The organism is Rathayibacter sp. AC451, from assembly GCF_979253095.1.
In genome coordinates this window covers 2,715,969-2,736,468 of record NZ_CEEDBD010000001.1, presented here as the reverse complement: position 1 = coordinate 2,736,468, position 20,500 = coordinate 2,715,969, and the positions used below count along the sequence as shown (strand labels likewise).

Below are 20,500 nucleotides of genomic sequence, written 5' to 3'. Positions count from 1 at the left end.
GTCAGCCCCCGCAGCGAACGACCTGGACGCGAACGGCTCCACCGACGCACCGTCCTCCGGGATGTCGACCAAGTCCTCCGGCGACTACGGCGCCAGCCAGATCCAGGTCCTCGAGGGCCTCGAGGCGGTGCGCAAGCGCCCCGGCATGTACATCGGATCCACGGGGCCGCGCGGTCTGCACCACCTGGTCTACGAGATCGTCGACAACGCCGTCGACGAGGCGCTCGCCGGGTACTGCGACAACATCGAGGTCGTCATGCGGGCCGACGGAGGCGTGACGGTCGCCGACAACGGCCGCGGCATCCCCGTCGACATGCACCCGACCGAGGGCATCTCGACCGTCGAGCTCGTCCTGACCGTGCTGCACGCCGGCGGCAAGTTCGGCGGCGGCGGCTACGCGGTGTCCGGCGGACTGCACGGCGTCGGCTCGTCCGTCGTCAACGCCCTCTCGACGAAGCTCGAGGTCGAGGTCAAGCGCCAGGGCAGCGTCTACCGGATGTCCTTCGCTGACGGCGTGCCCGTCGCGCCCCTCGAGAAGGGCGAGGCGAGCGACGAGACCGGCACCACGATCACCTTCTGGCCCAACGGCGAGATCTTCGAGACCACCGAGTTCGACTACGAGACCCTCCGTGCCCGCTTCCAGCAGATGGCGTTCCTCAACAAGGGCCTGCGGATCGCGCTGACCGACCAGAACGAGGTCGAGTTCGACGGCGAGGGGGAGGACGAGACCGTGGGCGTCCGCGGCGACGTCTTCCACTACGAGAAGGGCCTCGTCGACTACGTCGAGTACATCAACTCGCTCAAGAAGTCCGATCTCGTGCACTCCGAGATCATCGACTTCGAGAGCGAGGACAAGGAGCGCCGCATCTCGCTCGAGGTCGCGATGCAGTGGACGACGGCCTACACCGAGAGCGTCCACACCTACGCGAACACCATCAACACCCACGAGGGCGGCACCCACGAGGAGGGCTTCCGCGCGGCGCTCACGACCCTCGTGAACAAGTACGCCCGCGCGAAGAACCTCCTGAAAGAGAAGGACGACAACCTCTCGGGCGAGGACATCCGCGAAGGCCTCACCGCGGTCGTCTCGATCAAGCTCGGCGAGCCGCAGTTCGAAGGCCAGACGAAGACCAAGCTCGGCAACACCGAGGCCAAGGCGTTCGTGCAGCGCGTGACCGGCGAGCAGCTCGCCGACTGGTTCGACCGCAACCCCACCCAGGCCAGGGACATCATCAGCAAGTCGATCCAGGCCGCGTCGGCCCGGATGGCGGCCCGCAAGGCGCGCGAGACCGCCCGCCGCAAGGGCCTGCTCGAGGGCGGCGGCATGCCCGGCAAGCTCAAGGACTGCCAGTCGAAGGACCCGTCGCTCTCCGAGATCTTCATCGTCGAGGGCGACTCGGCGGGCGGATCCGCGGTGCAGGGCCGCAATCCCGAGACGCAGGCGATCCTCCCCCTCCGAGGCAAGATCCTGAACGTCGAGAAGGCGCGCCTCGATCGCGCACTCGGCAACAACGAGGTCCAGGCCATGATCACGGCCTTCGGCGCCGGCATCGGGGAGGACTTCAACCCCGACAAGGCCCGGTACCACAAGATCATCCTGATGGCCGACGCCGACGTCGACGGCCAGCACATCACGACGCTGCTGCTGACGCTGCTGTTCCGCTACATGCGACCGCTGATCGACCTCGGTTACGTCTACCTCGCGCAGCCGCCGCTGTACCGCCTCAAGTGGTCGAACTCGCCGCACGAGTACGTCTACAGCGACCGCGAACGCGACGCCTTGATCGCGCACGGCGCCGCGTCGAACAAGCGCATGCCGAAGGAGAACGGGATCCAGCGCTACAAGGGTCTCGGCGAGATGGACTACAAGGAGCTGTGGGAGACCACGATGGATCCGGCCACCCGGACCCTCCTCCAGGTCACGCTCGACGACGCGGCCGCCGCCGACGAGATCTTCTCGACCCTGATGGGCGAGGACGTCGAGTCGCGGCGCTCCTTCATCCAGAAGAACGCCAAGGACGTGCGCTTCCTCGACATCTAGATCGCATCGCGATCTACAAGGCGGCAGCCCCGCGGCACACGGCCGCGGCGAGCGACCATCTCGACAACGTGACGGCGGCCCTCAATGGGCCGCATCAGCCCTATAACGACTGACACCCAGCGCGACCGCCGCCCCCGTCCACCCGGGGCCCGGACCCACCTGAGAGACCAGAGATCATGGCAGACGAACCCACCACCCCCACCGGTCCGGACGACAGCGAGGACATCGTCACCGAGACCGGTGTGGTGATCCACGGGCACGACAAGATCGAGCCCGTCGATCTGCAGCTCGAGATGCAGCGCTCGTACCTCGACTACGCGATGAGCGTCATCGTGGGTCGCGCGCTGCCGGAGGTGCGCGACGGGCTGAAGCCCGTGCACCGCCGCGTCATCTACGCCATGTACGACGGCGGCTACCGCCCGGACAAGGCGTTCTCGAAGTGCTCCCGCGTCGTCGGCGACGTGATGGGCCAGTTCCACCCCCACGGCGACTCCGCCATCTACGACGCACTCGTGCGCCTGGTCCAGCCGTGGAGCCTCCGCTACCCGCTCGCGCTCGGCCAGGGCAACTTCGGCTCCCCCGGCAACGACGGCGCCGCAGCACCCCGGTACACCGAGACCAAGATGGCCCCGCTGGCCCTCGAGATGGTCCGCGACATCGACAAGAACACCGTCGACTTCCAGGACAACTACGACGGCCGCACCCGCGAGCCCGCCATCCTGCCGGCGCGATTCCCCAACCTGCTCGTCAACGGCTCGGTCGGCATCGCGGTCGGCATGGCCACGAACATCCCGCCGCACAACCTCCGCGAGGTCGCGTCGGGTGCGAAGTGGGCGCTCGAGCACCCGGAGGCGTCCCGCGAGGAGCTGCTCGAGGCGCTGCTGCAGCGCATCAAGGGCCCCGACTTCCCCACCGGCGCCCAGATCCTCGGCGTCCGCGGCATCCAGGACGCCTACCGGACCGGTCGCGGCTCGATCACCATGCGCGCCGTCGTCTCGATCGAGGAGATCCAGGGCCGCACCTGCCTCGTCGTCACCGAGCTCCCGTACCAGGTGAACCCCGACAACCTCGCGATCAAGATCGCCGAGCTCGTCAAGGACGGCCGCGTCTCGGGCATCGCCGACATCCGAGACGAGACCTCGGGACGCACCGGTCAGCGCCTCGTCGTCGTGCTCAAGCGCGACGCCGTCGCCAAGGTCGTGCTGAACAACCTCTACAAGCACACCCCGCTGCAGGAGAACTTCGGCGCGAACATGCTCGCGATCGTCGACGGCATCCCGCGCACGCTCTCGCTCGACGGCTTCATCCGAGCGTGGGTCGACCACCAGGTCGAGGTCATCGTCCGGCGCACGCAGTACCTCCTCGACGAGGCCGAGGCGCGCATCCACATCCTGCGCGGCTACCTCAAGGCGCTCGACGCGCTCGACGAGGTCATCGCCCTCATCCGCCGCTCCCCCACGGTCGAGGAGGCGCGCGACGGCCTGATGGAGCTCCTCGACATCGACGAGGTGCAGTCGCGGGCGATCCTCGACATGCAGCTGCGCCGCCTGGCCGCGCTCGAGCGCCAGAAGATCATCGACGAGCACGACCGAATCCAGGCCGAGATCGAGGACTACAAGTCGATCCTCGCGAGCCCGGAGCGCCAGCGCAGCATCATCTCGGACGAACTCGACGAGATCGTCGACCGCTTCGGCGACGACCGCCGCACCGAGATCCTCTTCGGCTTCGACGGCGACATGAGCGTCGAGGACCTGATCCCCGAGGAGGAGATGGTCGTCACCGTCACCCGCGGCGGCTACCTCAAGCGCACCCGGAGCGATTCGTACCGCGCGCAGCACCGCGGCGGTCGGGGGTCCGTGGCGCGCAGCTGAAGGCCGACGACATCGTCGAGCACTTCTTCGTGACCACCACGCACCACTGGCTCCTCTTCTTCACGAACACCGGACGCGTGTACCGCGCCAAGACGTACGAGCTGCAGGAGGCGAGTCGCGACGCGAAGGGTCAGCACATCGCGAACCTGCTCGCACTGGAGCCGGGCGAGCAGATCGCGCAGATCCTCGACATCCGCGACTACGAGGCGGCGCGCTACCTGGTGCTCGCCACCCGCGACGGACTGGTGAAGAAGACCGCGCTCGCGGAGTACGACACCAACCGCTCCGGCGGCATCATCGCGATCAAGCTCCGTGAGGGCGACGAGCTCGTCTCGGCGCTGCTGGTGGACGAGGACAGCGACGTGCTGCTGGTCTCGCGCAAGGGCATGTCGATCCGCTTCACCGCCTCCGACGAGGCGCTGCGGCCCATGGGCCGCTCGACCTCGGGAGTGCGCGGGATGTCGTTCCGCGGCGAGGACCGTCTGCTCGACGCGAACGTCGTGAGCGACGAGGGCTTCGTCTTCATCGTGACCGAGGGCGGCTACGCGAAGCGCACCGCGGTCGACCAGTACCGCCTGCAGGGCCGGGGCGGACTGGGCATCAAGGTGGCCAAGCTGGAGGAGAAGCGCGGCGACCTGGTGGGCGCGATCATCACGGGGGAGGACGACGAGGTGCTCGTCGTCCTCGCCGGAGGCAAGGTGGTACGCTCTGCCGTGGCCGAGGTACCGGCCAAGGGTCGCGACACCATGGGAGTCGTCTTCGCACGATTCGCAGAGGACGACCGCATCATCGCACTCGCCAAGAACACCGAACGCAATCTCGACGCCCCGGACGAGGATCCCGACGCCGCAGCGGCGTCCTCCGACTCCGACACGGTGTCGGAGGAGGATGGGTCCGTAGATGAGTAGCACGGTCGCCGAGAAGCTCGCCAGGAAGTCCGCGAAGAGCCCGGCGGCGAAGCAGGTCCGCCTGAAGCTCGTCTACGTCGACTTCTGGTCGGCGGTGAAGCTCTCGTTCCTGCTCGGGCTCACGCTCGCGATCATCACGATCGTCGTCGTCTACCTTGTCTACACGGTGCTCGCGCAGACCGGAGTCTTCGACCAGGTCAACGGCCTCGTCCAGGACATCGCCGGCGCCGAGGCGTTCGATCTCAACACGATCATCTCGCTCCCCCAGATCATGGGCTTCGCGGTCGTCGTGGCCGTGCTGAACACCATCGTCACCACTGCGCTGGGTGCGATCGTGGCGCTGCTGTACAACCTCAGCGTCAAGATCACGGGCGGTCTGCTCGTCGGCTTCACCAACCAGTGAGCCGCACGGGCCTCGGTACGCGCCGGGGCCCGGGGCCCGATTGGGATTCTGGCGGTTCGTCAGGTAGAGTCTCATCTGGCCATTTCGGGGGTATAGCTCAGGCGGTTAGAGCGCTTCACTGATAATGAAGAGGTCCCAGGTTCAAGTCCTGGTACCCCCACCCGTGCCGAACGGCCCGTCACCTCGCGGTGACGGGCCGTTCAGCTCTCGGGGACGGATCGCCCCGTCTCCGGCCCGGGGCCTTAGCTCAGTTGGTAGAGCGCCTGCTTTGCAAGCAGGATGTCGGGAGTTCGATTCTCCCAGGCTCCACAGTCCTCATCGTCCGGTGTTCCCGGACATGCGCTCCCTAGCCTCCAGATCGCCTGGAGCGGGATCGACGTCATCCGTAGCGTGAATCTCTCGACGCAGACAGCATGCTCGATCGTTCACTGCCCTGGGCGTTGTCGGCGTGCGCGAGCGCCGAAGTCATCCAGCGCCTGGAGCACCTCCGATGATTGGAAGTGCCTATTGCGTCGGCCCGCGCTCGATTGAGTCAGGATGTCGGCTTGCACGAGTTTCTGGACTGAGGCGTCTGCTGCTGGGAAGCTCACGTTCAACTCATTCGCGACGATTCCGGTCGTGACGACCGGTTGCCGCAGGAGGAGGCGCTTGAGGGCGTGAACCGAGGAATCCCGTCGGGCTCGGACAAGTTCATCCCAGCGCGCCGCGATCCGCGTGATGTCTCTCTCCAGAGTGCGGCCGTTGGAGATCGCGGAGAAGACTGCTTCTGAGAGGGTTTCGATGATCGGGCGAAGATCGCCCGCCCTGTAGGCAGTCAGAGCGTCGAAATAATGCTCCGTGCTTCCGAGCAGGCCGGCAGACACGGGAACAGTGACGTTGGTGGTCACGCCACCGGCGCGGAGCATGCCCTGAATGAGGGCACGACCTGTACGACCGTTGCCGTCCGGAAACGGATGGATCGTCTCGAACTGGGCGTGCGCGATGGCGAGTTGTGCGATGACGGGAAGATCGACTCTTCTCGAGAACTCCATGACATCGTCCATCAATTCGGGCACGAGGTCGTGGTGCGGCGGGACGAAAGAAGCTCCGTGCGGGGACACGCTTCCTCCTCCGATCCAGACCTGCTCCCTGCGCCACATTCCGACGATCTCAGGATTCGTCTTCTCAAGCAGCACTCGGTGCATCGTGAGGATCGCTTCCCCGTCGAGATCGTCGCAAAGCGCTACGGCGGCCTTCATCGCTTCAGCATTTCTCACCACGAGTCTCGCGTTGGCTGACGTCGAATCACCGATCTCCGCAAGGGCGACCTGCTTCGCGCTCGCCGTGAGATTCTCTACTTCCGAGCTTGATGCGCTCTCCGTGCGGAGCAGGATCGACGCGAAAGGCGCAGCCAGGCTTCCGACTTCTGTGTCGAACCTTGTTAGTTCGCGGCCTGCGTCCTCGCTGAGAGCCACGAGGTCGGCAGGGAGCGTCACATCACGGGCTGCGATGAGAGGCGGTACTGCGGCGAGGTACGGTCCGTGAGCAGCTCGTATGCGTCGCCGGGATCCGACTTCGTCGCCTGTGGGCGTCCACGGCCTGGTCTCGTAGGAAGTGGACGGCCACGCCGTCATGACTCCGGCCGATTCTGCATCACTGGACATGACACCATCATATTAAAGGATCAGGTCCTAACATAGAATATAAACGGGTTCGCACCAGCCCTTGTCGGTGTGGCGGGTGGGGGACCATGGCCGTCACGCGCCCTCGCAGGCCAGTCCGAGGAAGTTCTCGACCGACAGGACCTCCGACGTCTCGTCACGGACGTCGCCGACGATGATCTCGCCGACCGACAGGGTGTCGAACTGCTCCGCGCGGAACACCACGGGGCGCGCCGACATCGAGCGGTCCTCCGCATAGGCGCTCAGCGCGTAGTCGACTCCCGGAGCGAAGCGCTCGACGACAGGGTCGGCCGGCCAGACCGTGCGACCGACGAGATCCGTGGCTCCGAGATCGACGATCGTGTCCGGCGACTCCCACCGGGTGATGCGGCGCAGCCCGTCTCCGAGGATCAGCGGGGCTGAGTCGTCGACCGCGAGATCCAGGCCGTCCACCGCTCCGGAGCAGACGACGACCACGCCGATGACCTCGCCGCGCTGTCCGCCGCGTCCGAGTCCGACGACGGCGCTGGCCTCCTCGGCACTCGAGCATCCTGAGAGGGTCGCCGCGGCGATCGAGGCGAGCGCAACGGCGGCGCTCACGACCGCGAGGCGATGCCGCATGAGACCTCCTGCGGCCACCCTACGGCGCGTCGGCGGCAGCGGACTCCGGCAGGGCCCGGGCGAGGGCGGCGAGGGCCTGGGGGAGCGACGGCGCCCCCTCGGCGCGGAACACGGCACTGCCGTCGGACGACCGGACGACCACGGTCGGAGTCGAGCGGACCTGCTCCGCCTCGGCCAGATCGGCCCGGAAGGCCACGTCGTACTCGCGCAGCACGGCCGCCGGCACCAGCTCGACGGCGTGCTCCAGGACCGCGCGAGCCGCGTGGCAGGCGCCGCAGAAGGCGGAGGAGTACAGCTCGACGATCACACGGGGGACAACGTGCCGGCGGAGCGTGCGATTCCCGTCAGCGGACGAGCCAGGCCTCGTTCATGCCGAGCGCGACGTCGACGAGCTCGACCCGCTCGGAGAGCCTCGACGTCGCCGAGGGGGAACCAGGATGCGGCGTCCGTGGATCCGTCGACCTCGTGGGTCAGCTCTCCGCCGGTGATGCGGGCGCGGTAGACGATGCGGATGGCGTGCAGCGGGCCGGCCTCGGGGTCGCTGCGGCGGTGCGCCGGGATCACGTGGGAGTCGACGCCGATGAGGGCCTCGAGCTCGGAGTGGTAGCCGGTCTCCTCGAAGATCTCGCGCACGGCGGCGTCGGCCGGGGACTCGCCCTCGTCGATGCCGCCGCCGGGCAGCGTCCACGCCTGCCAGGGTCCCTGGCTCCAGTGCGCGAGGAGCATGCGGTCCCCGTCGATGATCACGCCGTACGCGGCGACACGGATATCCACGGCAGAAGCCTAACTCCGGACGCTTCCGGACATGCGGCAGGCCCGGACCCCGCGAGGCGGAGTCCGGGCCGGACGGGGAGGATCAGGAGGCGGTCGATGCCGCGGACTGCGCGGCGCTGGCCGGCTCGTCCTCGGCGACCCACAGCTCGTCGTCCGCGCGGAACGTCTGCCAGACGGCGTAGCCGATGCCGCCGACCGCGACGAGCGCAGCGCCGATGGCGACGACCATGCCGGCGCCCGACTTCTTCTTGGGGGGAGTGGTCAGCTCCTCCCAGCGCGCCTTCGAGATCTCGCCCAGCTTGGCGCGGTTCTTCGAGTCCTTGGCCGCCTCGAACGCGGCAGCGGCGGTTCCTCCGACAGCGGCGAAGGTCGGGACGACCTTGTGCAGCACGGTGTCGCGAGCCGAGGAGTAGGTGCCCTCGACCGCGTGGACGCCGTTGTCGTACACGGGCTTCACCCGCGTCTGGTACGTGTCCTTCGCGAAGGGGACGAGCTCCTTCTTCGCGTACTTGGTGGCGTGAGCGCGGCTCTTCTCGAGAACGGAAGCCGCGTGCGCCAGCACCTCCTGCTGCTCACTCCAGACCGCCTCGGCGTTCTTGCGGAGGCGCTTGAGATCCTTCTTGTGCTTACGTGACAGACCCATGTGTGGTCCTCCATCGGCTACGAGCAGCGAACTCTTCAATACTGCCACTCATCGTTCCGGCTCCGCATCGCGCACCCAGCGCATTGACACCGGGCACAGGGGACCCCTACATACGCGCTGTGCGAGAATCCCCCCATGCCTTTGCACACCGCAGTCGCGACGTTCCACACCAACAAGGGCGACATCGTCGTCAACCTCTACGGGAATCACGCTCCCAAGACGGTCCGCAACTTCGTCGGTCTCGCGACCGGCGACATCGAGTGGACCCACCCGGCCACCGGCGCGAAGACGAAGGAGCCGCTCTACAACGGCACCGTCTTCCACCGCGTGATTCCGGACTTCATGCTCCAGGGCGGCGACCCCCTCGGCCAGGGCATCGGAGGCCCGGGCTTCCAGTTCGACGACGAGATCAACCCCGAGCTCGACTTCACGCAGCCGTACATCCTCGCGATGGCCAACGCCGGCAAGCAGGCGGGGCGCGGGACCAACGGCTCGCAGTTCTTCATCACCGTGGCGCCGACGACCTGGCTCCAGGGCAAGCACACGATCTTCGGTGCCGTCGCCGACGACGCGTCGAAGCAGCTGGTCCAGTCCCTGTCGACCGTGGCCACCGACGGCCGCGACAAGCCGCTCGAGGACGTCGTCATCGAGAGCGTCGAGATCACCGAGGTCTGATCCCCTCTTCCACCTTCTCCTCGAGGGCCGGGTCCGTCTGGATCCGGCCCTCGTTCTCCCCGGAGGCGAATCCGTGACCCAGGTCCCGCCGACCAGCGCGTACGCGTGCTACCGCCACCCCGACCGGCAGAGCTTCGTGCGCTGCCAACGGTGCGGCCGCACGATCTGCGGCGAGTGCCAGACGCCGGCCCCGGTGGGAGTGATCTGCCCGGACGACATGGCGCAGCAGCGCTCGGAGGCCCCGCGCACGCGCAGCCCGCTGGTCTCGAGGGTCCGCGCCATGACCCGCGCCGATCAGCCGACCGTCACGTACGCGATCATCGCCCTCTGTGTGTTCCTCTGGATCCTCGAGGTCCTCCCCGTCGTGGGCAACCTCGTCATCGGCGGGCTGGCCTACGTCCCCGCCTACACGCTCCCCGGCTTCGGCGCCGGGTTCGAGCCGTGGCGGATGCTCACCTCGGTCTTCCTCCACAGCACCTCGGTCTTCTTCGTCATCCCGTTCCACCTGGCGCTGAACATGTACACGCTGTGGATCTTCGGCATGGCTCTCGAGCGGATGCTCGGCCGCGGCCGCTACCTCGCGCTGTTCCTGCTCAGCGGCTTCGCGGGGTCCGTCGGCGTCCTCCTGCTCGCCGGACCGCTCACCACGGTCATCGGCGCCTCCGGAGCGATCTTCGGCCTGATGGGGGCCTACCTGGTGATCCTCCGGCACCTCGGCGGCCAGGCGTCGCAGCTGCTGGTGCTCGTCGGCCTCAACCTCGTCATCGGATTCCTGCCCGGGATGAACGTGGCGTGGCAGGCGCACGTCGGCGGCCTCGTGGCCGGCGCGCTCATCGGTCTCGTGTTCACGAAGACGCGGCAGCGTGCGCAGCGCCGGACGCAGAACCTGCTCGTCGGCCTGATCGGCGCCGGCCTGGTCGCGATCACCGCGGGAGCGTACCTCCTGGGCTGAGGCGCTCGTCGGCCGCGATCCGCGAGGGCGGGGCGGGGTCTCTGAGGAGAAGTCACCACCCGGGTCGGCTGCAGCCTGCTGATCGACCATCCCGCGCAGCGGGCGTCTCGAGATCCACCGGAAGGCCGGACGATGACCCGGATCCGCGGGCGGACGCGGGTCCCGGGACGCCCCAGCGGGGCTACTCGGCCGACGAGCTGACGGGCAGGCACTCCTTCGCCCACTCACCGGGACGCGACGCGGCTCCTCCGCTCGACACGTGCTCGGGGCGGCCGCCTGACCAGCGGGAGGACGCTTGCCTCCGGACGTAACCGCATCGTGAGGTTAGTGCTGGAACCGCGGAGTAACCGGTCGAAGTGGTTGCGGCGCGAGGCGATGTAACCGGCTCGAGGGGTTCTTCCACAGGCACTCTCCCCAGGTGGGGAGAAAGTTATCCACAGGGTTGTTAACAATGGGGAGAACTACGCGGCTGTCATTCCGCGGACCCCGAGCGAGGTGGTCGGGGGCCCTCGATCCTGCCGCGTCCTGATGCGGATCGCTCTCGGGAGCCGCGGGATCCCGGGGATGCGCGCGCCGCCCCCGTCTCTCCACAGGAGTTTGCACAGCTGGGGATAATTACAGGCGTGTAGTTCGGACGAGCCGAGCCACGACGACCGTCGCGCCCCGCTCGTCGTCCCTCCGCACCTCGGCGGTGAAGCCCGCGTCGGCGAACGCCGCGGCGCTGACGGGTGCCTGCTCCCGACCGACCTCGATCACGACCGCACCGCCCGGAGAGAGCCACGCGGGCGCCTCCCGGGCGATGCGTCGGTGCAGCACCAGGCCGTCGGTCCCGCCGTCGAGCGAGACGGTCGGCTCGTGCAGACGCGCCTCCGGCGGCATCAGCGCGATCGCCTCCGTCGGCACGTAGGGGGCGTTGACGACGACGAGGTCGAGAAGGCCGCGCTCTCCCACAGGCAGGGCGTCGAAGAGATCGCCCTCGACGACCGTCGCGAGTCCGGCGAGATTCGCCCGCGCACACGCCACGGCCTCGGGGGAGACGTCGGCGGCCAGCAGGCGCAGACCGCTCCGCTCGTCGAGGAGGGCACGACCGATGGCGCCGGAGCCGCAGCACAGGTCGAGCACCGTGGTGCCGTCTCCGACGGCGTCGCCGAGGACGGTCAGGGCCGCATCCACGACGAACGCGGTGCGCTGCCGGGGGACGAAGACGCCCGGAGCGATCCCGATCCGCAGACCGCGGAACTCGACCCACCCCAGGATCTGCTCGAGGGGCTCGCCCGTCTCGCGGCGCCGCAGGAGCGGCTCGAGCTCCTCCTCGGAGTGCGCCGCCTCCTCGAGGAGTGCGGCCTCCTCCTCGGCGAAGACGCAGCCGGCGGCCCGCAACCGCGCCACCGACGACGAACGCCCCGTCGGAGGTCCGGACGGGGCGTCGTTCACGCGAGGGGCGCGGTCAGCGCCAGCGGGTGGTCATCAGGAAGCCGATGAAGGCGATCCCGAAGCCGATGAGGATGTTGACGTTGCCGAGATCGGGGATGGGCAGGAGGCCCTGGCTCACGTAGAAGACGATGATCCAGGCGAGTCCGAGCAGCATGAAGCCGAACATCACCGGCTTGAACCAGACCGGGTTGGGGGAGTTCTCTCCGGTCCGGGCCTCGTCGCGCTCCGGCTTCGGGCTCTTCGTCGCTCGTGCCATGGGGAACACTGTACCGGGCCGAGCCCTCGGACCGGGAGCGGGGTGCCCTCGACGAGCCGCGGCACCGGTTCTCCACAGGGCGCGGAGGGCGTCTCCCCAGGCGGCCGAGGAGGCCGGAGCCCGCGGGAACGGCCCGATTAGACTCGAGCCATGTCCGCCCCGCAGCCCTCCGACGCCCCTCGGCGGCGTCGATCGACGCGCACCGCCGCCCGTCCGCGGCGCCGCCTCTCGTTCTTCGGAGTCGTGGGTGAGCTCCTGATGACCGCCGGGGTGCTGGTGCTCCTCTTCCTCGGCTGGCAGCTGTGGTGGAACGACGCAGTCATCGCGAACCAGCAGACCTCCGAGGCCGCGGAGCTGCGGCAGAGCTGGGGAGGACCGCAGTCGTCGGAGTCGCCCTCCGCCGAGGTCCCGCCCGCTGCCGAGGGTGCTCCGGTCGACTTCGGGGCGCCCGTCGTCTCTCCGGCGTCGGCGATCGACGCCTCGTTCGGCAATCTGTACATCCCGAGGTACGGCGAGGGATGGGTGCGCACGATCGCCGAGGGCGTCGACGCGGCGAACGTCCTCGACGAGGGCAGCATCGGCCACTACCCGACCACGCAGATGCCGGGCGAGGTGGGCAACTTCGCCCTCGCCGCGCACCGCAGCGCCTACGGCGGCGGGATGCACCTGATCGACGAGCTGCAGCTGGGCGATGCGATCTACATCGAGACCGCCGACGGCTGGTACACCTACCGCTTCCGCAACCTCGAGTACGTGCAGCCGTCGGACGTGCAGGTCATCGACCCGGTGCCGTGGACGACCGACGTCGCTCCCACCGACCGGCTGATCACGCTGACCAGCTGCAACCCGCTCTACTCGACCGCCGAGCGGATCATCGCCTACGGCGTGCTCGAGTCGTGGCAGCCCCGTTCCGCGGGTCCGCCCGCCGAGATCGCGGCCACGGTCGCCGAGGAGGGCTGACGTGTACGCGGCACTGTGGCGGGTCCTGCCCGGACCCTGGTGGGTCCGGCTCCTGATCGTCCTCGTCCTGGTGGCGGCGGTCCTCGTCGCCCTCGCCGAGTGGGTGTTCCCGTGGGTGCAGTCGCTGGTCCTGGACCGGGACGTCACCGTCCAGGAGTGAGCAGGCCGAGGAGCGCGCGGTGATCCGGATCCTCGTCGTCGACAACTACGACAGCTTCGTCTTCACCCTGGTCGCCTACCTGCGCGAGCTGGGGGCCGAGGTCGAGGTGGTCGAGGGCGCCGAACTCGCGGCGCCCGAGGCGATCCGCCGTGCCGAGGCGGTCGACGCCGTGCTCGTCTCTCCGGGGCCGGGACGACCCGAGGACGTGCCGACGTCGGTCGCCCTCGTGAGGCACGCGGTCGAGCACGCGCATCCGCTGCTGGGCGTGTGCCTCGGCCATCAGGTGATCGCGCACGCGCTCGGCGCGCGCGTCGGCGAGGCGCCCGAGCCGCTCCACGGGCGCACCTCGCCCGTCGAGCACAGGGGGGATGCGCTCTTCGCGGGCATCCCCTCCGGATTCGACGCCATGCGCTACCACTCGCTGGCCGTCGAGCGCACCTCGCTGCCCGTGGAGCTCGAGGTGACCGCGACGTCGTCCGAGGGCGTCGTGATGGCCCTCCGGCACCGCTCCGCGCCGGTGGTGGGCGTGCAGTTCCATCCGGAATCGGTCCTCACGCCCCACGGGCGCGCGCTTCTGGCGAACTGGCTGACGGAGGTGGGAGCACGGCGCTCGGCTCCTCCCGTGGCGGACCTCCCGGCGTAGAAGCCCTCGGCGCCCCGTCCGTTCGCGACGTGCACCGCGAGGTCCCGGTCATCAAATTGCCGCCCACAGTGGGGACGCGTTCGCCCGCCACGACCCGCGCGGATTGCGCCTGAAATGCGCTATGGATGTCGGATAGAGGGGAGCGATCCGCGGATCTACAGGGGTCGTCCCGCACGATGCGAGGCTCCGTCGACCGGCCTGCTGGCGTGTTTTGACGGGCCTCCGGCGGAGGATGCGGTAGTCCTTCCCGGCATAATCGGAGGACATCCGGCAAGGGGATCGACTGCCGGAACGACACATCCGGGGGCGCAGATGGTGGAACAGATCTCCTGGGCGTACACGGGCATACGGGAACTCGAGAGCCTCGGACCGCGCATCGTCGTGAAGCCGGGAACGGTGCCTCGCATCACGGGCTCGGGCTTCGGCTCCCAGGACGTCAGCGTCGTCCTGATCACCTCCTCCCCGCTCCGGGTCCTGCGCGGAACCTGGGGGGCCGATGACTGCTCGGTGCTCACCTTCTCGTTCCTCCTCGAGGGCTTCGTGCGGATGGTCGGTCCGGAGCGCACCACTCTGCTGCGTCCGGGCTCGATCTCGTACCAGCCCGGCACGACCACGTTCACCACGGAGTCGACGACGCCCGTGAGCCTGCTGCAGGTCTCCCTCCGCGCGGACGAGATGCGCCGCTACGGCTTCGACACGAGCTCGGGCGTGCACGCGCTCGATCCCGATGCGCGGACCACGCGCGCGGCCGCCGCGTTCACGACGGCGTTCGCGCTCGCGGCGGAGTCGGGAACGGGCGTCCCCGGCGAGGCCGAGCTCGCGAACTTCGCCCACGTCGTGAAGCAGCTGCTGGTGAGCGCGTTCCTCGCCTCGCACGGCGCGCAGTCGGGTGCGACGAGCATCCGGGCCGCGACCCTGGGGCGGGCGAGGACCGTGATCGACCGCACGCACCGCACCCCGCGCTGCACCCCTGAGGCGGTGGCCGACGCGGTGAACGTCTCGACCCGCTCGCTGCAGCGCCTGTTCGAGGACGCCGGCACCACGGTCGCGAGCGAGATCGAGCGCGCCCGCGTGGCCAGTGCGGTCGAGCTGCTGCGGCGTCGTCCGCGCGAGGTGCCGCTCGAGACCATCGCGGCCTCCTCCGGGTTCTCCTCGGCCGATCATCTGCGCCGGGCTCTGAAGCGCCGCGAAGGGCTCACTCCGAGCGACATCCGGGGCAGGATCTCGCCTGCGGCGGAGTCGGCGGCGTCGAGCGACCTGCTCCGCCTGGAGCAGCCGCTGGTCGACGCCCGCCGCGCCTGAGACCGGGCGCGCCTCCGACTCGTCCGGGCGCTCCTCCGTCTCGGTGATGCGGAGCATCCGCTCGTCGCGGCGCCTCCGAGGAGCGGCGGCCGGCCCCGTGCTCGTCGGTCGGCCCGACTCCGTCAGCCGGCGCAGTACCCGAGCTCGACGGTGGAGCCCTGCGGCACCTCGCCGGGGGCGAGCGACTGCGTGATGATCGGCGGGTTCGCCCGCACCGACTCGCACGACTCGTCGGGCGCCTCGACGCCGACGAGCTGCAGCTCCTCGGCCTCGAGGGCCGCCAGAGCCGCGCTGAGCGACTGGCCGACCAGATCGGGCAGAACGACCGTGCCGGAGGAGACGACGAGATCGACCGGCGTGCCGGGGACGACCTGCTCGCCCGCCGACGGAGTGGTGGAGAGCACCACATCGGCGGCGATCGTCGGGGAGTTCTGGCGCGTCTGCGACCCCTCCGCGAGGCCCGCCCCGGTGAGAGCGGCGATCGCCTCGCCGAGGCTCGTGCCGGCGGTGCCCGGAACGGCGACGGGCTGGACGCCCTGCGAGACGTAGACGCGGATCACGGTGTCCGGAGCGACGATGGTGCCGGATCCGGGATCGGTGCGGACCACCTCGCCCTCCGGGACGGAGTCGCTGAACTCGGTGACCTGACTCGGGACGAGATCGAGCGCCGTCAGTGTCGACTGCGCGCTGTCGTAGCTCGTGCCCGTGAGGGTCGGCACCTCGCGCGACTGCGAGGGGAGCGTGGTCGTGGGCTGGAGGGTGAGCACCCAGATCACCAGGGCGGCCACGATCACCGCGAGCACGACGATCGACGACCAGATCCAGAGGACCGGCGGGCGGCGCTGCGTGCGCACGGCCGAGTTGTCCTCGGCGAGCTGACGCAGCGCGAGCTCGGAGTCGTTCATGCCGCCCTGGCTGCGCGCGGCGAAGAGCGAGGTGGTGAGCTCGTCGATCGGCCGGTGCTCGGCGAGGCGGCCGGCCGCGGCGTCGCGGAGGTCGTCGCGGAACTCGGCCGCCCCCTGGAACCGCTCGTAGCGGTCCTTCGACAGCGCCCGGGCCACGATCGAGTCGAGGGCGGGGCTGACGGCGGGGTTGATGGAGCTCGGCGCGGGAGGCGTCTCGCTGACGTGCTGGTAGGCGACGGCCACCGGGGTGTCGCCGCGGAACGGCGCCCGCCCGGTGAGGAGCTCGAAGAGCACGATGCCCGCGGAGTAGAGGTCGCTGCGCGCGTCGACCTGCTCGCCCTTCGCCTGCTCGGGCGAGAAGTAGGCGGCGGTGCCGAGGATCGCGGTCGTCTGGGCGACGGTCGCCGCCGAATCGGAGACGGCGCGGGCGATGCCGAAGTCCATCACCTTCACCTGGCCCGACGGGGTCAGCATGATGTTGCCGGGCTTGATGTCGCGGTGGACCACACCGGCGCGGTGGGAGTACTCGAGCGCGGTGAGGATGCCCTCGGTGATGCGGACGGCCTCGTCCACGTCGACCGGGCCCTCGGCGATGACGTCCTTGAGCAGGCGTCCCTCGATGTGCTCCATCACGATGAACGGGCGGCGCGACTCGGCGCCCTGCTCGTCGACGGTGACCTCCTCGCCGGCGTCGAAGACGCGGACGATGGTGGGGTGCGACATGCGCGAGGCGGACTGGGCCTCCTGTCGGAACCGCAGGCGGAACGCGGAGTCGGAGGACAGCGAGAGCTTGAGCTCCTTGATCGCCACGGTGCGTCCGAGCCGGGTGTCGGTGCCGAGGTAGACCTCGGACATGCCGCCGCGTCCGAGCCGGGGCCCGACCTGATACCGTCCCGCGATCAGGCGACCCTCTTCCGTCACGCGTGCGCTCCCGCCCTGAATCCCGTATGGCCCTGCCCCCGCAGGAGCCACGGCAAGTGTACCCGCGGGTCCGACGTGATCCCGCTGGACGCGTCGGGGACGACGACGGGCCCGGAGGATCGCTCCTCCGGGCCCGGTGCGTCGCCTGCTGCCTACTCCTCGGGAGCGTCGGTGGGAGGCGCGGTCGCCGAGCTCGAGTTGGTCGGGGTCGGCGTCGGCGTCGGGGCGGGGGCGTCGACGGTGACCGTCAGGGTCGGCGAGGCGGCCGACTCCGTCTCGCCGCAGATCACCGTGTAGGTGACGTCGATCGAGCCGGCGGCGGGCCCCGCCTGGATCGCCGCCGTGGTGGAGTTCGACGGGTTTGTGCTCGTGACGGAGGCGCCCTCGCCGGTCGCGGTCACTCGGTAGCCGGAGACCGAGGTGCCGCTCGGGCACTGGTTGTAGTTGCTCCAGGTGACGTTGAACGTCGCACCGGCGTCGACGCTCGACGCGGCCGGAGTCACGGTCGGCACCGCCGTCGGAGCATCAGGAGTGGCCACGTCGGTGAAGACGGACACCTCGATGGTCGTGCCCTTGACCACGTTCGCCGTGGGGTTCACGCCCTCGACGAGGCCGACCTGATCGGCGCTCGGCGCGTTCGGGCCGTCGACCCGGTCGACGCCCATGCCGAGCGCGGCGAGCTCGGCCTCGACCTCGTCGAACGGACGGCCGACGTAGTCGGCCTCGTTGATTGGCACGAAGTTCGAGGTCTGCGTGGGGGTCGGCGTCGGAGTGGGGGTCGGCGTCGGGGAGGGGGCCTGGGTCTGCGTGACGGTGGGCGTCGGCTCGGCCTGGTCGCCGTCGCCCGTGGTCAGCGCGAAGATCGTGCCGCCGATGACGATGGCGAGGATCACGATGAGCGCGATCAGCGGCCAGGTCCACGGGCTGCGCTTGCGCGGCTCCTCGACCTCGTCCTGGAGCTCGGGGGCGCCGACGAGCGAGCCGGCGGCGACGGCCGCCGTGTTGGAGGGCAGCACGGTGGTGGCCTGGGTGGCGCCCGCGGCCGAGGGCAGAACCGTGGTCGCCTGCGTGGTCGGAAGGTCGCCTGCGACGGCGGGGACCGCGAGGGCCGCTCCGCGGACGTCTCCGGTGCGCAGCGCCTGCGCGGCCCGCGCCAGGTGCGCGGCGGTGGCCGGACGGTCGGCGGGCTTCTTGGCGATGCACGAGTAGACGAGGTTGCGCACCGGCTCGGCCACCGTGACGGGCAGCTCCGGGGGAGTGTCGTTGATCTGCGCCATCGCGATGGCAACCTGCGACTCGCCCGTGAACGGACGGCGCCCGGCGAGGCACTCGTAGGCGACGATCCCCAGCGAGTAGATGTCGGTGGCGGGCGATGCGGGCTGGCCGCTCGCCTGCTCCGGCGACAGGTACTGGACCGTGCCCATGACCTGGCCGGTCGCGGTGAGGGGGACCTGGTCGGCGATGCGGGCGATGCCGAAGTCGGTGATCTTGACGCGGCCGTCGGGCGTGATGAGCAGGTTGCCCGGCTTCACGTCACGGTGGACCAGGCCGGCGGCGTGGGCCGCGTGCAGCGCGAGCGCGGTCTGCGCGACGATGTCGAGGACCTTGTCGGTCGAGAGCACGCGCTCGCGCTCGAGCACGGTCGAGAGGGCCTCGCCGGGCACGAGCTCCATGACGAGGTACGCGGAGCCGTCCTCCTCGCCGTAGTCGTAGACGTTGGCGATGCCCTCGTGGTTGACGAGCGCGGCGTGGCGGGCCTCGGCGCGGAAGCGCTCGAGGAAGCCCGGATCGCCGAGGTACTCGTCCTTCAGGATCTTGATCGCGATGGTCCGGCCGATCACCAGGTCCGTCGCCTGCCACACCTCGCCCATGCCGCCGATGGCGATCCTGGACTGCAGTTCGTAGCGTCCCCCGAAGGTGAGGCCTGTGGTGGGTCTCATTTGTTCAGCACCGCCTCTAGTACCTGTTGTGCGATGGGTGCGGCGAGAAGATTGCCGTACCCGTTCTGTCCGAGTCCTCCGCCGTTCTCGACGAGGACGGTGATGGCGTACTGCGGATCGTCCGCAGGAGCGAATCCGGTGAACCAGAGGGTGTAGGGGTCGTCCCCGCCGTTCTCGGCTGTGCCGGTCTTGCCGGCCACGGTGACGCCACCTATTGTCGCATTGGTCGCGGCGCCGTCCTCGACGCTGGCGACCATCATCGCCTTCACGGCGTCCGCCGTCTCCTCGCTCACGGCGCGGCCCAGCGGGTTCTCCTCGAACTGCTCCAGCACGCTCAGATCCTGCGAGCGGATGACGTCGACGAGACTCGGCTCCATCACCTCGCCGCCGTTCGCGATCGCCGCCGAGACCATCGCGATCTGCAGCGGAGTGGCGCGCACCTCGTACTGGCCGAACGCGGTGAGCGCGGTCTGCGCGTCGTCCGTCGTCGCGGGGTAGGTGCTGGCCTCGACCGACATCGGGATCTCGAGCTCGGTGTCGAAGCCGAACTTCTCGGCCGTCTCGCGGATCGCGGAGGCGCCCAGCTGCACGCCCATCTCGGCCATCGGCACGTTGCAGGAGAGCTTCACCGCGGTGGCGAGCGTGACCGTGTCCCCGGGGCCGCAGAGGCCCCCTCCGGAGTTCGTGACCTGGGTGCTGGTGCCGGGCAGGGTGAACGCCTGCTGGTTCGGGAAGCTCGAGTCGGGCGTGAAGCGACCGGACTCGAGCGCCGCCGAGGCGACGACGAGCTTGAAGACGGAGCCGGGCGGGTTCAGCGAGCCGCCGATGGCGCGGTTGATCAACGGATCGCCCGGGTCGTCGTTCAGCGCCTGGTACGCGGCCAGCACGTCGTTCGTGTCGTGCGACGCGAGGGAGGTGGGGTCGAAGGTGGGCTTGGAGACCATCGCGAGGATGCGGCCGGTCGCCGGCTCCGTCACCACGACCGCGCCGGTGTAGTCGCCGAGGGCGTCGAAGGCCGCCTGCTGCGCGACCGGGTCGATCGAGAGCTCGACGGAGGCGCCGGTGGGGTCCTGACCCGAGACGAGGTTGTCGATCTCGTCGAAGAACTGCGAGTTCGAGGTGCCCGAGAGGTAGTCGTTGAGCGAGCGCTCGATGCCGGTCGTCCCCTGGTTCAGGGTGAAGTAGCCCGTGACGCCCGAGTAGAGGGGCCCGTTCGCGTACTGGCGCTGGAACTTGTACAGGTCGTCGCTCGGCACGGAGGAGGCGATCGGCTGGCCGTCGACCAGGATCGCTCCGCGCTCGGTCGAGAAGCTCTCGTAGAGCGTGCGGGTGTTGCGCGAGTCCTCGGACAGCGCATCCGCCTGGATCACCTGGATCGTGGTCGTGGAGAGGAAGAGGGCGACGAACATCGTCAGGACGACGATGCTCACGCGCTTGAGTTCACGGTTCAT

General features: G+C 69.4%; 18 protein-coding genes, 2 tRNA genes and 1 pseudogene. 11 read left to right on the top strand and 10 right to left on the bottom strand.

Features of this window, described 5'->3' with window-relative positions; all coding sequences use genetic code 11:
- The first annotated feature begins 61 nt into the window (after positions 1-61).
- The 5 genes and pseudogenes from gyrB to AC0CID_RS13070 all read left to right on the top strand — a co-directional run bounded on the left by gyrB (position 62) and on the right by AC0CID_RS13070 (position 5,532).
- The gene (gyrB, locus tag AC0CID_RS13090) at positions 62-2,041 is read left to right on the top strand and encodes a DNA topoisomerase (ATP-hydrolyzing) subunit B (RefSeq protein WP_242682961.1); all 1,980 of its coding nucleotides are present in this window, start codon (positions 62-64) and stop codon (positions 2,039-2,041) included.
- A gap of 176 nt (positions 2,042-2,217) precedes the next feature.
- Positions 2,218-4,820, top strand: a pseudogene (gyrA, locus tag AC0CID_RS13085) (DNA gyrase subunit A).
- Positions 4,813-5,223, top strand: a complete 411-nt coding sequence (locus AC0CID_RS13080) for a DUF3566 domain-containing protein (RefSeq protein ID WP_207403309.1) — start codon at positions 4,813-4,815, stop codon at positions 5,221-5,223. Before gyrA ends, AC0CID_RS13080 begins: the two are co-directional and overlap by 8 nt.
- Before the next feature lie 86 nt (positions 5,224-5,309).
- Positions 5,310-5,383 (top strand) — tRNA-Ile (locus AC0CID_RS13075).
- Between the two features lie 76 nt (positions 5,384-5,459).
- Positions 5,460-5,532, top strand: a tRNA-Ala gene (locus AC0CID_RS13070).
- Between the two features lie 116 nt (positions 5,533-5,648).
- On the opposite strand, the gene AC0CID_RS13065 is transcribed toward AC0CID_RS13070, so the two are convergent.
- The 5 genes from AC0CID_RS13065 to AC0CID_RS13045 all read right to left on the bottom strand — a co-directional run bounded on the left by AC0CID_RS13065 (position 5,649) and on the right by AC0CID_RS13045 (position 8,901).
- Positions 5,649-6,866, bottom strand: coding sequence for a Fic family protein (locus AC0CID_RS13065; protein ID WP_465227135.1), 1,218 nt, complete (start codon positions 6,864-6,866; stop codon positions 5,649-5,651).
- A gap of 93 nt (positions 6,867-6,959) precedes the next feature.
- Positions 6,960-7,484 carry a hypothetical protein gene (locus AC0CID_RS13060; RefSeq protein WP_465227134.1) on the bottom strand — a complete coding sequence of 175 codons (525 nt, stop codon included), beginning with the start codon at positions 7,482-7,484 and terminating at the stop codon, positions 6,960-6,962.
- Positions 7,485-7,503: 19 nt separating this feature from the next.
- On the bottom strand, positions 7,504-7,791 hold the full coding sequence (locus tag AC0CID_RS13055; protein WP_465227133.1) for a glutaredoxin family protein: 288 nt from the start codon (positions 7,789-7,791) through the stop codon (positions 7,504-7,506).
- The gene (locus tag AC0CID_RS13050; RefSeq protein ID WP_465227132.1) at positions 7,788-8,258 is read right to left on the bottom strand and encodes an NUDIX hydrolase; all 471 of its coding nucleotides are present in this window, start codon (positions 8,256-8,258) and stop codon (positions 7,788-7,790) included. Before AC0CID_RS13050 ends, AC0CID_RS13055 begins: the two co-directional genes overlap by 4 nt.
- A gap of 82 nt (positions 8,259-8,340) precedes the next feature.
- Positions 8,341-8,901 carry a hypothetical protein gene (locus AC0CID_RS13045; protein WP_465227131.1) on the bottom strand — a complete coding sequence of 187 codons (561 nt, stop codon included), beginning with the start codon at positions 8,899-8,901 and terminating at the stop codon, positions 8,341-8,343.
- 135 nt (positions 8,902-9,036) lie between these two features.
- Between AC0CID_RS13045 and AC0CID_RS13040 the strand changes: the two genes are divergently transcribed.
- Positions 9,037-9,576 (top strand): peptidylprolyl isomerase, encoded by a 540-nt coding sequence (locus AC0CID_RS13040; protein WP_056868835.1) that lies wholly within the window; start codon positions 9,037-9,039, stop codon positions 9,574-9,576.
- A 73-nt stretch (positions 9,577-9,649) separates the two neighbouring features.
- Positions 9,650-10,528: a rhomboid family intramembrane serine protease gene (locus AC0CID_RS13035; RefSeq protein ID WP_465227130.1), complete on the top strand. Its 879-nt coding sequence runs from the start codon at positions 9,650-9,652 to the stop codon at positions 10,526-10,528.
- A gap of 615 nt (positions 10,529-11,143) precedes the next feature.
- Here AC0CID_RS13035 and AC0CID_RS13030 read toward each other — a convergent pair.
- Together AC0CID_RS13030 and AC0CID_RS13025 are read right to left on the bottom strand one after the other, a co-directional pair.
- Positions 11,144-11,917 carry a putative protein N(5)-glutamine methyltransferase gene (locus AC0CID_RS13030; protein ID WP_465227129.1) on the bottom strand — a complete coding sequence of 258 codons (774 nt, stop codon included), beginning with the start codon at positions 11,915-11,917 and terminating at the stop codon, positions 11,144-11,146.
- 58 nt (positions 11,918-11,975) lie between these two features.
- Positions 11,976-12,218 (bottom strand): cell division protein CrgA, encoded by a 243-nt coding sequence (locus AC0CID_RS13025; protein WP_207403302.1) that lies wholly within the window; start codon positions 12,216-12,218, stop codon positions 11,976-11,978.
- 150 nt (positions 12,219-12,368) lie between these two features.
- Here AC0CID_RS13025 and AC0CID_RS13020 point away from each other — a divergent pair, with 150 nt between their 5' ends.
- From AC0CID_RS13020 to AC0CID_RS13005, 4 genes are all read left to right on the top strand, one after another.
- Positions 12,369-13,178 carry a class E sortase gene (locus tag AC0CID_RS13020; RefSeq protein WP_465227128.1) on the top strand — a complete coding sequence of 270 codons (810 nt, stop codon included), beginning with the start codon at positions 12,369-12,371 and terminating at the stop codon, positions 13,176-13,178.
- A gap of 1 nt (position 13,179) precedes the next feature.
- Positions 13,180-13,338 (top strand): hypothetical protein, encoded by a 159-nt coding sequence (locus AC0CID_RS13015; protein WP_207403300.1) that lies wholly within the window; start codon positions 13,180-13,182, stop codon positions 13,336-13,338.
- 19 nt (positions 13,339-13,357) lie between these two features.
- A complete protein-coding gene (locus AC0CID_RS13010) occupies positions 13,358-13,981 on the top strand; it encodes an anthranilate synthase component II (RefSeq protein ID WP_465227127.1) in 624 nt (207 codons plus the stop codon).
- A 312-nt stretch (positions 13,982-14,293) separates the two neighbouring features.
- Positions 14,294-15,283: a helix-turn-helix domain-containing protein gene (locus AC0CID_RS13005; protein ID WP_465227126.1), complete on the top strand. Its 990-nt coding sequence runs from the start codon at positions 14,294-14,296 to the stop codon at positions 15,281-15,283.
- Positions 15,284-15,405: 122 nt separating this feature from the next.
- Here the strand turns inward: AC0CID_RS13005 and pknB are convergent, their stop codons facing one another.
- The 3 genes from pknB to AC0CID_RS12990 form a co-directional block, all read right to left on the bottom strand.
- Positions 15,406-17,109 (bottom strand): Stk1 family PASTA domain-containing Ser/Thr kinase, encoded by a 1,704-nt coding sequence (gene pknB / locus AC0CID_RS13000; protein ID WP_207403297.1) that lies wholly within the window; start codon positions 17,107-17,109, stop codon positions 15,406-15,408.
- A 152-nt stretch (positions 17,110-17,261) separates the two neighbouring features.
- The gene (locus tag AC0CID_RS12995) at positions 17,262-19,049 is read right to left on the bottom strand and encodes a protein kinase domain-containing protein (RefSeq protein WP_465227125.1); all 1,788 of its coding nucleotides are present in this window, start codon (positions 19,047-19,049) and stop codon (positions 17,262-17,264) included.
- Entirely contained in the window at positions 19,046-20,500 is a 1,455-nt protein-coding gene (locus AC0CID_RS12990; RefSeq protein WP_207403295.1) for a peptidoglycan D,D-transpeptidase FtsI family protein, read from the bottom strand. The genes AC0CID_RS12995 and AC0CID_RS12990 overlap by 4 nt, the downstream gene beginning before the upstream one ends.

Coding starts and splice junctions, on each gene's coding strand:
- gyrB (WP_242682961.1), top strand. CDS start 62: ATGTCGACCAAGTCCTCCGGCGACTACGGCGCCAGCCAGATCCAGGTC.
- AC0CID_RS13080 (WP_207403309.1), top strand. CDS start 4,813: ATGAGTAGCACGGTCGCCGAGAAGCTCGCCAGGAAGTCCGCGAAGAGC.
- AC0CID_RS13065 (WP_465227135.1), bottom strand. CDS start 6,866: ATGTCCAGTGATGCAGAATCGGCCGGAGTCATGACGGCGTGGCCGTCC.
- AC0CID_RS13060 (WP_465227134.1), bottom strand. CDS start 7,484: ATGCGGCATCGCCTCGCGGTCGTGAGCGCCGCCGTTGCGCTCGCCTCG.
- AC0CID_RS13045 (WP_465227131.1), bottom strand. CDS start 8,901: ATGGGTCTGTCACGTAAGCACAAGAAGGATCTCAAGCGCCTCCGCAAG.
- AC0CID_RS13040 (WP_056868835.1), top strand. CDS start 9,037: ATGCCTTTGCACACCGCAGTCGCGACGTTCCACACCAACAAGGGCGAC.
- AC0CID_RS13025 (WP_207403302.1), bottom strand. CDS start 12,218: ATGGCACGAGCGACGAAGAGCCCGAAGCCGGAGCGCGACGAGGCCCGG.
- AC0CID_RS13020 (WP_465227128.1), top strand. CDS start 12,369: ATGTCCGCCCCGCAGCCCTCCGACGCCCCTCGGCGGCGTCGATCGACG.
- AC0CID_RS13005 (WP_465227126.1), top strand. CDS start 14,294: ATGGTGGAACAGATCTCCTGGGCGTACACGGGCATACGGGAACTCGAG.
- AC0CID_RS12995 (WP_465227125.1), bottom strand. CDS start 19,049: ATGAGACCCACCACAGGCCTCACCTTCGGGGGACGCTACGAACTGCAG.
- AC0CID_RS12990 (WP_207403295.1), bottom strand. CDS start 20,500: ATGAACCGTGAACTCAAGCGCGTGAGCATCGTCGTCCTGACGATGTTC.